Raw genomic sequence first — 12,707 nt, 5'->3', positions numbered from 1 at the left:
TCCCCTTTAGCTAACTACATCAGCCAACTCTAAAAAAACAGGGCAATGATCACTTCCCATTACTTTGTCTAAAATTAGAGATTTTTCAACATTTCTCTTGAAAAATTCATTAACAATAAAATAATCAATTCTCCACCCCATATTTCTCTCTCTAGCTCTTGTTCTATAGCTCCACCAAGTATAATAACCAGGATCCTTATTAAATATCCTAAATGTATCCACATATCCTTTGTTTAAAAAATCATCTAACCAAGTAGTCTCTTCAATATAATATCCTGGAGACTCTCTATTAGAATCGGGGCTTATAAGGTCAATCTCGGTATGAGCAATATTAAAATCACCACAAATTACTACATTTTTACCATCACATACAAGAGAATCTGCAAGATTTTCAACATAAGATAAAAAATCAAGTTTATACCCAAGTCTTCTTCTTAAAACTTGAGAATTAGGAAAATAACCGTTAACCAATATAAAATCGTCGTAGCATGCTACAAGCCCCCTACCCTCATTGTCAAAAATTTCTTCTCCAAGCAGCCTTACAGAGATAGGCTCAACTTTTGAATAAATGCAAACACCACTATAACCTTTAATCTTTGACTTTGAAAAATAAGAATAATAATTTTCAAGAATTAAATCCTTTGGTAACTGTTCTCTTAGAGCTTTAGTTTCTTGAATACATAAAATATCTGGGGTATATTCTTTTACAAACTCAAGAAAACCTTTCTTTAAAACAGCTCTAATTCCATTTACATTCCATGAAATTAATTTCATAAATCCTCTCTAACTAAAGTTAAATCAAATATAAATCTTTAATCCATCATAAGCTAAATAGATATTATCTTTTTCTAAATAATCAAATTCTTCATGCATTATATCGTGTGCAATATGTGTAAAGTAAGAAATTTTAGGATTGATCTTTTTAATTACACAAAAAGCCTCTGAAAAATTTAAATGCGCAGGATGAGGCTTAATCCTCATAGCATCTATTATGAGTAGATCTAAATTTTTTAAATAATCATAAGACGCTTCGGGAATAAATTTAACATCAGTAAGATACGCTAAATTGCCTACCCTATAACCCAAACTAATTATATCCCCATGAATCAAAGGAATTGGCACTATCTTTAGACTTTTAAAAAAAAAGGGCTCAAAATCCCTAATAACATTGGCAATAATGTCTGCCTTTCCACTTAAAGAGGGTTTGGATGTAAAATTATGCGGAAAAGCATTCCTTATGTGAGCCATGGCAGTATCTCTAGCATAAATGTTTAAAGGGGCACATCGTGTATAGAACTTAATATCATCAAAACCCATAATATGATCATAATGTTCATGCGTGTAAAGCACTAAATCAAGCTTATCTATTTTCTCTCTTAAAAGTTGCTGTCTAATATCAGGACCTGTATCAATCAACAATTTGATGCCAGAAGATGACTCAAGAAAAAAAGAACTTCTCAATCTTTTATTTTTACTATAACTTGAAGTACAGACTTTACAGCTACAATTTAACATAGGAACACCACTTGAAGCCCCCGTTCCTAAAAAGGTTCCAACCATATGTTACTACCTTTCGCCTGTAAACATAATCTATTTTAACACAACATTTTATATTAAACAAAAATAAACTCTCTTAATCAAACAACTCTTCTTAAATCTAAAATTAGATTAACACTATTTAATAATCAATTCTGTAAACTATTTTGGAAAAATTGCTTTTATGCTTATAATTATTTAAGGAAAAATTATTTTTATGGATACGCAAATTTATGAACTCATTTTCTTAACCAGTTTTAGCATATTTTTAATAGTAAATTTATTTAATTTTAAAAAAGAATTCACCTATGAAGACTACTTCATAATATTTCCAGGTACGTTTTTTGTAATAACTTTATATTTTACAGAAATTAGACCGTTAATGTTATATATTGGCAGTATATTCTTAATCTTTATGATAATAATCTTCTTTAAAAACATCAAAACAATAGTAAATAGTAGAAGAAAAATCAACAACGGGTCTGCAAAACAATCAAAAGGAATATTTCTTTCAATTTTGCTAAAAACAATACTTGTAATGCCCGCTATTTTAACAGTTATTATTGCAACTATTTTTTCATACTTAGCACTTTTTATAAATTATCCCAAAGATGAAAACAATAGCTATCAACTTGGCTTCGCAAGAATTAAAGATCACAAAAATGATTTAAACTTATCGATTTGGTACCCTGTAAGCTCAACATTGGGCCTTAAAAAACAAAATCCATTTCTTTTGTACGAATTTAATCCTTTTTTCATAAACGAAATGAATTATTTATCAAAACAGAATAACATATATAAAAAAGCCCTTATTAGCAATAACCAAAAACTATATGATTCTGTTTTACTTATACTTCCTTATTATTCTCACGATTCAATGTTCAAATCTCTAGTTAGCAGGCTTGTTAAGAAAGGAAAAATTGTTTATTTATATTCACCAAAATATAAACATATGAAAAGCTACGATTTTATTAAAAATAGCCATAAAAGTATATTTAGCTATGTAATCAATAAAAGCATTAGCTATTTAATTGAGCCTGCCAATATCCTTAATGAAAAAGCTGATATTGCATCTACTGAAACTGAAATTCAAAATATTATTGAACTAGCAAAATCAAGCCAAAATTTGGAATTTTTAAATTCAAAAATGAACCTCAATAAACTAACGTTAATTACACTAGGAAATCAAGCAAATATTGCTAATTTTATCCTTGCAAAAAACACAAACATAGCAAAATATATCAATATAGGAGGAGAACCGCAAACAATAAGAAATTTAAAAAACTTACAACTAATTCTAAAAGAAAATGAAAAGAACCTCCACACAAAAGTTGCTAATACAAACTCCATAAAGCTAACAGACATAAGCAATATTGCAGAAATTTCTGATCTTATTTTCAGCAGAAACTATTTAAAAAGTTTTAATTTCTTAAAAAACAAAAAATCGATGTTATCAAGATTTAATTCTATAGTTAATGAAATTAATAAATTTATTGAAGAGGAAAAATAATAATGATAAAAAAATTCTTGCTATTTGCAATGCTCAACATCTTTTTAACAAATAAAGCTCATAGTAATGAAGAGATAATCGAAATAAGTACTGAAATACAAAAGGAAAAATATATTCCCTTTTTAATAAGTAGAGGAAAAACTCAACTAGAAGACCTTGTAAAATATACTCTAGAAATAAATCCAGAGCTTGACAAAAACTATGTAAATACTGTTGCTAAAACCTATATAGACGAATCTTTGATTGAAGGAGTTAATTATGACATTGCCTATGCTCAAATGTTATTAGAAACAGGGGCTCTAAAATTCAATGGAATAGTTTCAAAAGAACAACACAATTTTTCAGGAATAGGCGCTACTAATAATCTTACAAAAGGAAATTCTTTTTCCAATATTGCAGAAGGAATTAAAGCTCACATTCAACATTTAAAAGCTTATGCTTCAAAACAAAATATCAAATCAAATATGGTTGATCCTAGATTTTACCTTGTTAAAAGAGGATCTGCTCCAACAATATATGATTTGACTGGGAAATGGGCAAAAGACAAATTTTACGACAAAAAACTTAAAAAAATATTATTAGAACTATTAGAATATAATAATGCAAATAAAAGCTAAAAGCTCACTATATGATTTTCTAGAAAAAATATATTCAAAATACAATAAAAAAAAATTTATACATCCTGATCCTTTAGAATTTCTATACAGGTATAAAGAAAAAGAAGACATTGAACTTGTAGGCCTAATTAGTTCTTCATTGTCCCTTGGAAGAGTAGAAAAAATTTTAGAAGCAATCGAGACAATACTCAAGCCACTTGGCAAATCCCCTTCTGAGAGCCTTAAGCTAGCAAATGAAAAAGACTTAAAAGAAATATTTAAAGGATTCGTTTATAGATTTTTCAAAGGAGAAGATATTGTAAGGCTACTATGCACCCTTAAGATAATAAAAGAACAGCACCATACGCTTGAAAATCTTCTTTACAGTATTTATTATAAAAACCAAGATTTTATACTTAGCATAGATGAATTAATAAAGCATATGGAAAAAATAAATGGGAGAGAATTTGGCATGCTACTTCCAAAGCCTTCAAAGGGAAGTTCTTGTAAAAGGCTTTTTTTATTCTTAAGATGGATGATACGCAAAGATGAGGTCGATTTAGGTATTTGGAATAAATTCAATCCCAATAAGCTTATAGTGCCAATGGATACTCATATGACAAGCATTGCTTCAAAACTATTTAAAATCAAAGAAATAAAAAACGTAAATCTTAAACAAGCAATAAAAATTACAAGCTATTTTTCAAAAGAAAATAATGAAGATCCTGTAAAATACGATTTCTCTTTAACCAGATTTGGAATAAATAGAGATTTTAATAAAGAAAAATTGCTAAAAAATATTAACAAACTATAAAATTTTATTTATAAAACTTTTAAAATAAGACATACTTAAATCATCATTAAAACAAAAATACCAATTTATCGTAAAATAAAAAGGAGAATCTGTGAATAATCTTAAAGAAAAGATAAATACTTATAGCAAATTAATTTTAGGGTCTTGGCAATTCGGAGGAGGATATTTTAAGCAGGTCGAAAAAGAAACTGCTAAAAAAATATTAAAAAAAGCATATGATCACGGGATCAGAAATATTGATACTGCAAGAGCTTATGGAAATGGAATTTCAGAAAAAATAATTGGCGAAATAATAGAAAAAGATCCAACAATAAGAGAAAATATTTTAATTGCAAGTAAATGCTACCCGATGGAAATTTCAGAATATAGAGAGAACTTTAATGAAAGTCTTAAAAATTTAAAAACTGATTATATAGATATTTACTATATACACTGGCCTAAAAACGATTTTGACCTAAGACCAATTGCATCATTTCTTGAAGAAATGAGAGTAAAAGGAAGAATAAAATATGTAGGTGTAAGTAATTTTGAAATATCACACATGGAAAGCATAAAAAAAGTTTGCAAAATTGACGTAAACCAAATAGGATACAACCCCTTATTTAGAAATAAAGAAAAAGATGTAATTCCTTACTGTGAAGACAACAATATTGCCACCATATCATATTCAACAATTGCTCAAGGACTTTTATCTAAAGCTAATATAAAAGACAAAAACAAATTTAATGATATTAGAACAGAAAAATTGATACTTTTCAAAAAAGAAATTTGGCCTTATACTTTGAAAACCATAAATAAACTTGAGGAGATAGCAAAGATAAATAACTTAACAATTTTAGAATTAACATATTCATGGCTTAAAAAAACAAAATTAAGTGGATTTATAGTGGGTTTTAGCAAGGAAAATTATGTAGAATCAAACGTTAATTCATTTAAAGCAGAAATTAATGATAAAGTATATGAAGAGATTACATCAATTTTAGATAATTTCAAGCACCAAACAAAAAACTTCCCAAGTTTATTTAACAAAAAAATTTAAAACTTCAAAAACAAATATTTCAATTAACAAACCTAAAGTCAATAGAATTTCCTAAAATTCTAACGCCTTCTACAGTTAAATGAATATTAAAAATAAACTCTATCTCAATTAATGACAAAATTAGGTCCGCATTACCCCCAGTAATTATTAAATTAAATTCTTTTTTATACATCTGCTTAATATCACGATAAACACCTTCTATTAAATACTTATATTGATAAAACAAACCGCTATTTACACTCCCAGATGTAGTTCTTTCTAAAAGATTATTTGGAGTGCTAATGGAGAATTTTTTGATAAGATAGGCATTATCTAATAAAGAATTAAAATTTATCAAAGGACCAGAATTTATAATACCACCGAGTATTCCATCTTGCCTGCTAACAGCAAAAATGGTACAAGCTGTTCCAAGATCTACCACTAAAACATTTTCAAATGAATAATTTTCAATGGCTGCAACAAGATTGGCAAAAACGTCTGAGCCTAGCAAAAATTTATCGCTTTTGTAAGGATTAAATGTCAAATCATAATTCAAATCAAAACTAATAAACAAAGGCTTTATCTTAAAAAAAGAAAAAATGACATTTTTAAATGTTTCATTAAGAACAGGAACAACGCTGCTTATAAAAACTTTACTTACATTAAAATCAAAATTTTCTCCAAAAAAGCTATAAACCTCATCATACCTTAACATAAGATTTGTTTTCATTTTAATAAATAAATTAACTTGATTATCTTTAAATAGGGCAAAAGCAATGCTAGTATTTCCAATATCAATTATCAATTCTGATAATAAAGGTTTATTCATAAATATTTATTTTTATTGAAATTTTGTCAAATCTCAATAAAAGATTAAAAGTTCTCTTTTTCTTGGGCGTTGCTTTAATAACCAAAATTTTGTTTAAAGGATAATACTTCCAACCATCAGAATATACGTAAAACTTATAATCTGTAAACCAATCAATTTCTCTAAATCTAACTAAAGTTGGATTTAAAATGTTTCCAAAAAATATATAGCTTGAATAATTAATCTCTTGATCAAAATCAATTGCAACTTTAGTATCAGTAATTTCACGATTTAAAACCCTAGAAGCAGCATATATCCACCTGATAGATCCATAGCTAGAAATAAAGATAAATTGGGGCATATATTGATTATCAATAATATCAGAATAATAGCTTTCATAAGGAATTCCTTTGGCATAATCACTCATTAAAGAATAATAAATCATATTCAATGAAAGCTTTAATATTAAGCTATCTTTTAAATAAGATGCCATTCTTTTAAGAACCCCAGAAATCTTTAATGCATGCTCAACAACATTAGATGAATTAATGCTATTATTTAAAATATACATTTTTCCTTCATCTGTAACGCCAAATAAAGTAAATACAAATTTATAAAGCTCCTTTTTAAAACTTAAATAAAAAGAATCGTCAACTCTAATCTTAAGAAAAGTAAGATAATTAGATAAAATGTTGTAAGCTTGGCTAAAATTAAAATTAGAACTTAACATTTTTTTAGGATCTTTGAGAAGATTTAAAGCACCATTTAATTTAGAACCATTTTCTGATAAAAAAATTTTTTCCAAAAGACGAGGATCTTCCTTTAAATAAACCACAAGCCTGTCTTCTTCAAGAGAATCAATAAAAGTTTTATTCCTTGATAAATAAGAAAAAAATTTATCAAATTGATATGAATTAGCATAATAACATAAACTTAAATAAGTCAACTTATGTTCATTTTTGGCCAATAAAGAATCTAATTTTAAAAATATTGACTCGTGATCCCCTCTGATTAAAGATTCTGCTAAAAAACAAACCATTAAATTTTCATCAAAGCTATAAACACCGTATTTAAGCCATCCTCCCCTTGAAGCATTAAAATTAACAGAATTGTTCCAAGAATCATAAGCATTTTGTCTAAAATTGCTTAAAGCATCATTAAAAATCTTATTATCCACCTCTTTAATTTTTGAATGCATAATAGAATAATCTAATACATTACTTTTATTAGTTTGGTTGCCCTCTATAATGGAATTTGGAATATTTTTTTTTGGTGAATCGATATAAATAGCATTGCCAATTCTAAATGCTGCTTGAGGAGAAATCAAAATATCTTTTTCTCTTATCTTTACATTTTCTCCTAAAAAGATTTTATATTCCAAATTCTCCCCTTGTCTTATTAAAATAGTAGGCTTATCTAATAAAACCTTATAATGATCTTCAACTTCATAACTTAACAAAAAGCTCTTAGAGAGATTTGATTCAATGCTAAAATTATTTTCCGAATCAAGCAAAAATCCGAGAAAAATATTATTCTCAAAATAAACATAAATACCCATGTCTTGCACTTTATAAGAGATAGGCAAAAGATTCAAACCTGTTTCTAAAACAACAAGTGGATTAAACTTGGACAAAAATATCCTAAGTCCCCTAACATTAACAACAAGATCATTTAAAGTATATTCACTATTTAAAACCTTATTATTTACTTCTAATTTTATATCTTTTAAAAAAAATATATTTAAGTTTAAATTCCTAAATTGTAAAAAAATAACAACAAACAATATTAAAGCACCAAGCAATAAATTAAAAGCCCCTGCCCTTAAAAACTCCTTCATATGATGATTCTAATCATAAAAAATCAAAATATCAATATTGATTGCATAAAAACAAAAAAAATAATAAAATTATAGGTTAGCTAGTTAAATAGGAGTAAAATATATGAAAATTCCTAAAAATTATATTCCAGGAACAAACCCTTACAAGTCTCTACCTAAAAAACCTATTATTGAAAACAAGAAAAAAATTACTAAAAAACAAGAACAAATTAACTCAGAAATTATGAAATCTCAAGAGCGTATTTTGAAGCTATATATGAGGCGCCTACAAAAAAAAGATCAAATAACTCTTCAAAATTTTATTCTAGAAGGACATAAAATAGGCTCCAAAATTTTCAATAATTTACCAAAAACACTAAAAGAAATAATAGCTTTAATGAATATAGAATCGTTAAAAGTGTTAAAGAAAAATACAAAAAATCCATTTAAAATGCTTTACATAAAATTTTCAAGCTGGACCTTAAACAAGCTAATCAAAACACTCGACATTGAATCTAATAACAACAAAACCGCAAAACATAAATAATAATTTTGAATTTTTTTTATACATTACTTATTGATTTTTTTATTTGCGCCTTTCCTTACAATGTCTATTGTTGATTTATTATCAGAATAAATAAAAAAATCTTTCAAGAACCATCTTTTATGATTATTAGGCTCTAAAATATACATTGAATCTAAGATATCTAATGTCATTTTATTACAACAATAAAATTCGCCAACCATGCCCAATTTATCACCAATAGCTAAACACGCTGCAATATCCCAAAGTCCTACAAAAGAAAAGTAGGCCTTATAAGAACCTGTAAAAAGTTTAGCAAAAGAATAGACACAAGAACCATTAATATGAATATGAGAAGAAATATCAAGATTAAATGCCCTTATAATAGACCTTGAAACTGCAAGTAAACTATGAATATTGTAACATTTAGAATTATCAAAAATAAATTTATTAAAATCCTTTTTTAAAGGATAACTACCAATGTTTTTTTTAGCATAAAATACATTATCTTTAGAAGTAATAAAAAACTCTCCGCTTAAAGGAAGAGAAATAGCTCCTTCAATAATTTTGCCGCCGCTAGCATACGCTAGCGATATTCCATATGAAGGAAGACCTGCTACAAAAGAAGAAGTTCCATCAATAGGATCAATAATAAAAGTACTCTCTGATATTAAAGCATCTTTGATGCACTCTTCTTCATAAGTAGATATTGTCTCTTCTCCAAGAACAAAATTTCCAGGCTTTTTGATCTCCTTGAATAAGAATTGCTCAATTTGCTTATCAACCTGAGTTACAATAGACCCATCGGATTTAAAATCTAAAATCAATTTAGCACAACCACTTAATGCAAGCCTAGTTGATTCATTTAATAAAAATATAATTTTTTCAAAATCCCAATCCATTTTTATCTTGATTCTCTTATTAATAATAAATTCTAAAATTGAAAAATCATCTTTAAAAGCATTATACTTTGATAAATTAAATATTTTTCAATAAAGCATCTCTAAAAATGCACTAAATTAGAATAGCGTTTACTAAACATAGTATAAAAATCATAAATATCCATACTCACATTTTTTTATTTTCAATCTCACAGATTCTATTAAATATCAAAAGCTAAGAAAATTTATCAAACACAAACTCTTTTTTCTAATAGAAATACATAGATCCCAATTAAAAACAATGTCCTTTGTTCAAGTTCTAAAATCCCATAAATCCCATTAAAATTAAAAAACTGAAGTAAAAGCATTGGGACAAATCTCATTTTTATAATTTTTACATTCAAAATTCTATACAACAATGGAATATACATATTACTTCTAAATTCAATAAATAATTATTGACATAGTTTAACACTTAAAAAGGACTTGTGTTATTTAAGCTATCACAACATAAAAATTAATAATATTAATACACTAAGAAATAAAAAAGCAAATCCTATACTATTACCAGATATGTCTATTAAATAGATTTAAAGGGATAAAATTTAATTTGAACTTAAAAAGCTATTTTCCAATTTTTTCCAGTAAAAAATATTATTAATAAAATTTAAAAAAGAAAAGAATTTCAAAACCCAAACTCCAATCATAATTTCAAATCATATTATTTAAAATAGGCATTGAAAGCTCAAAACCAAAAGTTTTTTTAGAAACTTTAACTATAGGAGCTCCCTGCTTTCTTTTGTATTCATTTTTAAAATAAAGATTTAAAACTTTATCAACTATACCTTTTTCAAAATTAAGATAAATTGAATCTACAGATTCATTGCCAATCAAATATCTATTTAAAATAACATCAAGAACTTCATATTTTGGAAGATAATCACTATCTTTTTGATCAAACCTTAACTCAGCCGAAGGCTCCTTTAAAATAATATTAACAGGAATAATGCATTGGTCAAATTTTGCATTAATGTAATTTACAAGATCATAAACCTCAGTCTTAAAAAGATCTCCGATCAAAGCAAGCCCTCCGCAAGTATCCCCATAAAGGGTACAATAACCAACTGCAATTTCGCTTTTGTTACCAGTATTTAAAAGCAAAGAATTTTGAGAATTACTGTAAGACATTAATAAAAGCCCTCTTAACCGCGCTTGCAAATTTTCTCCAGTAATACCTTTAACATCAAAATATCTTTCAAAAAATCTACTACTTACCTCAAATAAATCTTTTATTGGCATTTCAATCAATTTAAAACCTAATTTTCTAGAAAGTTCTTTAGCATCAGAAATAGAACCTGCTGATGAAAATTTACTAGGCATAGAAATCCCAACAACATTCTCAGCGCCCAAAGCAAAACATGCAAGATACGCAACAAGAGAAGAATCAATACCCCCAGATACCCCCAAATGAACTTTGGAAAATCCCGAAAAAGAAACATATTTTCTTAAAACAAAAGATATTGCTAAAATAATTTTTTCAAAAAGCTCGTTAGATGTATCAAATTTTAAATCTTGGAATGTATCATTAGATATAAAATCAAATTCAAATCCTTTGGCTTGCTTTATCTTGCCAAAACTATTAATAAAAAAGCTACACCCATCATAAACTGCAGAATCTTCAGCTCCATAAAAATTCGAATAAATAACATCTAGATTATTCTCAATAGCAACTCTTTGAAAGAATTTTAACCTAAGATTATTCTTCTCCTTAGTGAAGTAAGATTTGGACGGTATTATTAAATACTGCGCCTTCTTTAAATCCTCACCCAATTTGGGAATTAATTCTTTAAATAACAAAGCATCCTCAAAATTTAATATAGCAAATAAATTGTCCTTATAACTAAAAAAACCAGGCAAATTGCATTGTGATACAGTTAAAATAACTTTATGATTACTGATGACAGAAATAACATCTACAAATTTACCACCCTCATAAACACTATGACCAAAAACAATTAAAGTGTTATCATTAACCTGCTCTTTCATAAATTCAATGAACTTACATATATTTTGAGAATATTTAGAAAGCCCAAAAAACTCACCATACTTAGTATTGCCTAAAAACATAGAAGGAAAAACTAAAACGTCTGATCCCCTTAGCAAAGCTTCATCATAATTAATTTTAAAATCAGCAATACATTTATCAAAATCTAAAGCTCTGTATTTTGTTTGAGCAATGCTTATTTTCATAGGTAAATAATAAGCAATAATACATTAAATTACAATAAAAAAAATTAACAGCTTGGCAAAGCTAATACTCATCCACATTTTAACAATACCCTAATATTAAGGATGTCTAAAAGCACTAAAAACACAACAAAATCAAAAAATGATACCAAAAATATTCTTATAAATAAAAAAATAAAATTTTTTATTTTGACAAAAAAATACACACGAACATTTTACTAAATAACAATATGTATCAATACAACACTATTACTGAAAGCTTAAGAAAAATATACATCTTGCAAATGATCAAAATGAATCAATTTTATTAAATTTCAAGAAAGAAAAAAATTTGTAAAATATTTTTTTTAAAGATAAAATGCTTTATCAAAGGAGGAAAAATGGAAAAAAAAGAAACAAAAAGCGAATCTGAAAAAACCAACAAACAAGATAATAAAAATACAAAATCTCAAAAAAAAGAAAACTTAAATTTAGTAAATTCTGATAAAAAAATTACTGAACTTGAAAATGAAATCTCCAATCTTAAAGATTTGTATTTAAGAAAACAAGCAGAATTTGAAAACTTCAGAAAAAGATTAGAAAAAGAAAAAGACAATTTTGTTAAATTTGCAAATGAAACCATAATGAAAGATGTCGTTAATTTTCTTGATAACTTAGAACGAGCTATTAACTCTTCAAAAAAATCCAAAGATTTTGACAACTTATTAACAGGAATAAGTATGATTGAAAATGAAATACTATCAATCTTTGATAAAAAATATAATTTAAAAAAATTTGGAGAAAATGGCGAAAATTTTGACCCAAGTCGTCATGAAGCAATAAGCATTGAAGAGAAAGAGGGCCTTAAAAATCCAGAAATAGTAGAAGTATACCAAAAAGGATATTGCTACAACGACAGAATATTAAGAACAGCGAAAGTTAAAGTTGCTCAAAGCAAAAATTAATTAGAAAAAAGGAG

12 protein-coding genes are annotated in these 12,707 nt (G+C 26.6%); 6 read left to right on the top strand and 6 right to left on the bottom strand.

Annotated features, from left to right (window positions below; all coding sequences use genetic code 11):
• Positions 1 to 6: 6 nt before the first annotated feature.
• Entirely contained in the window at positions 7 to 774 is a 768-nt protein-coding gene (gene xth / locus QIA19_RS03200) for an exodeoxyribonuclease III (protein WP_008882525.1), read from the bottom strand.
• Positions 775 to 798: 24 nt separating this feature from the next.
• Positions 799 to 1,560: an MBL fold metallo-hydrolase gene (locus QIA19_RS03195; protein WP_008882618.1), complete on the bottom strand. Its 762-nt coding sequence runs from the start codon at positions 1,558 to 1,560 to the stop codon at positions 799 to 801.
• Positions 1,561 to 1,753: 193 nt separating this feature from the next.
• On the opposite strand from QIA19_RS03195, the gene QIA19_RS03190 reads away from it, so the two are divergent.
• The 4 genes from QIA19_RS03190 (at position 1,754) to QIA19_RS03175 (ending at position 5,495) form a co-directional block, all read left to right on the top strand.
• Positions 1,754 to 3,046 (top strand): hypothetical protein, encoded by a 1,293-nt coding sequence (locus QIA19_RS03190; RefSeq protein WP_301365774.1) that lies wholly within the window; start codon positions 1,754 to 1,756, stop codon positions 3,044 to 3,046.
• Positions 3,047 to 3,048: 2 nt separating this feature from the next.
• Positions 3,049 to 3,663 carry a glucosaminidase domain-containing protein gene (locus QIA19_RS03185; protein WP_301365772.1) on the top strand — a complete coding sequence of 205 codons (615 nt, stop codon included), beginning with the start codon at positions 3,049 to 3,051 and terminating at the stop codon, positions 3,661 to 3,663.
• The gene (locus QIA19_RS03180; RefSeq protein ID WP_008882349.1) at positions 3,647 to 4,456 is read left to right on the top strand and encodes a TIGR02757 family protein; all 810 of its coding nucleotides are present in this window, start codon (positions 3,647 to 3,649) and stop codon (positions 4,454 to 4,456) included. The genes QIA19_RS03185 and QIA19_RS03180 overlap by 17 nt, the downstream gene beginning before the upstream one ends.
• Before the next feature lie 91 nt (positions 4,457 to 4,547).
• The gene (locus QIA19_RS03175) at positions 4,548 to 5,495 is read left to right on the top strand and encodes an aldo/keto reductase (RefSeq protein WP_301365769.1); all 948 of its coding nucleotides are present in this window, start codon (positions 4,548 to 4,550) and stop codon (positions 5,493 to 5,495) included.
• Positions 5,496 to 5,514: 19 nt separating this feature from the next.
• Here the strand turns inward: QIA19_RS03175 and QIA19_RS03170 are convergent, their stop codons facing one another.
• Positions 5,515 to 6,303 carry a type III pantothenate kinase gene (locus QIA19_RS03170; protein WP_301365767.1) on the bottom strand — a complete coding sequence of 263 codons (789 nt, stop codon included), beginning with the start codon at positions 6,301 to 6,303 and terminating at the stop codon, positions 5,515 to 5,517.
• Entirely contained in the window at positions 6,296 to 8,119 is a 1,824-nt protein-coding gene (locus QIA19_RS03165) for a hypothetical protein (RefSeq protein ID WP_301365765.1), read from the bottom strand. The genes QIA19_RS03170 and QIA19_RS03165 overlap by 8 nt, the downstream gene beginning before the upstream one ends.
• A 103-nt stretch (positions 8,120 to 8,222) precedes the next feature.
• On the opposite strand from QIA19_RS03165, the gene QIA19_RS03160 reads away from it, so the two are divergent.
• Positions 8,223 to 8,645 carry a hypothetical protein gene (locus tag QIA19_RS03160; protein ID WP_002557113.1) on the top strand — a complete coding sequence of 141 codons (423 nt, stop codon included), beginning with the start codon at positions 8,223 to 8,225 and terminating at the stop codon, positions 8,643 to 8,645.
• Positions 8,646 to 8,668: 23 nt separating this feature from the next.
• Here QIA19_RS03160 and QIA19_RS03155 read toward each other — a convergent pair whose 3' ends face one another.
• Entirely contained in the window at positions 8,669 to 9,523 is an 855-nt protein-coding gene (locus tag QIA19_RS03155; protein ID WP_301365762.1) for an inositol monophosphatase family protein, read from the bottom strand.
• A gap of 690 nt (positions 9,524 to 10,213) precedes the next feature.
• Complete coding sequence (gene nadE / locus QIA19_RS03150; protein WP_301365758.1) at positions 10,214 to 11,752, bottom strand: NAD(+) synthase; 1,539 nt, start codon at positions 11,750 to 11,752, stop codon at positions 10,214 to 10,216.
• A 377-nt stretch (positions 11,753 to 12,129) separates the two neighbouring features.
• Between nadE and grpE the strand changes: the two genes are divergently transcribed.
• Entirely contained in the window at positions 12,130 to 12,693 is a 564-nt protein-coding gene (grpE, locus tag QIA19_RS03145) for a nucleotide exchange factor GrpE (RefSeq protein WP_008882627.1), read from the top strand.
• Positions 12,694 to 12,707 lie beyond the last annotated feature (14 nt).

The organism is [Borrelia] finlandensis (assembly GCF_030438365.2).
Taxonomy (GTDB): Bacteria; Spirochaetota; Spirochaetia; order Borreliales; family Borreliaceae; genus Borreliella; species Borreliella finlandensis.
The sequence above is the reverse complement of the archived record's forward strand: the minus strand, read 5'-3'. Positions and strand labels throughout refer to the sequence as shown.

Bases quoted from the DNA above. Each gene is read 5' to 3' on its own strand.
- xth (WP_008882525.1), bottom strand. From the start codon at position 774: ATGAAATTAATTTCATGGAATGTAAATGGAATTAGAGCTGTTTTAAAG.
- QIA19_RS03195 (WP_008882618.1), bottom strand. From the start codon at position 1,560: ATGGTTGGAACCTTTTTAGGAACGGGGGCTTCAAGTGGTGTTCCTATG.
- QIA19_RS03190 (WP_301365774.1), top strand. From the start codon at position 1,754: ATGGATACGCAAATTTATGAACTCATTTTCTTAACCAGTTTTAGCATA.
- QIA19_RS03185 (WP_301365772.1), top strand. From the start codon at position 3,049: ATGATAAAAAAATTCTTGCTATTTGCAATGCTCAACATCTTTTTAACA.
- QIA19_RS03180 (WP_008882349.1), top strand. From the start codon at position 3,647: ATGCAAATAAAAGCTAAAAGCTCACTATATGATTTTCTAGAAAAAATA.
- QIA19_RS03170 (WP_301365767.1), bottom strand. From the start codon at position 6,303: ATGAATAAACCTTTATTATCAGAATTGATAATTGATATTGGAAATACT.
- QIA19_RS03165 (WP_301365765.1), bottom strand. From the start codon at position 8,119: ATGAAGGAGTTTTTAAGGGCAGGGGCTTTTAATTTATTGCTTGGTGCT.
- QIA19_RS03160 (WP_002557113.1), top strand. From the start codon at position 8,223: ATGAAAATTCCTAAAAATTATATTCCAGGAACAAACCCTTACAAGTCT.
- QIA19_RS03155 (WP_301365762.1), bottom strand. From the start codon at position 9,523: ATGGATTGGGATTTTGAAAAAATTATATTTTTATTAAATGAATCAACT.
- nadE (WP_301365758.1), bottom strand. From the start codon at position 11,752: ATGAAAATAAGCATTGCTCAAACAAAATACAGAGCTTTAGATTTTGAT.
- grpE (WP_008882627.1), top strand. From the start codon at position 12,130: ATGGAAAAAAAAGAAACAAAAAGCGAATCTGAAAAAACCAACAAACAA.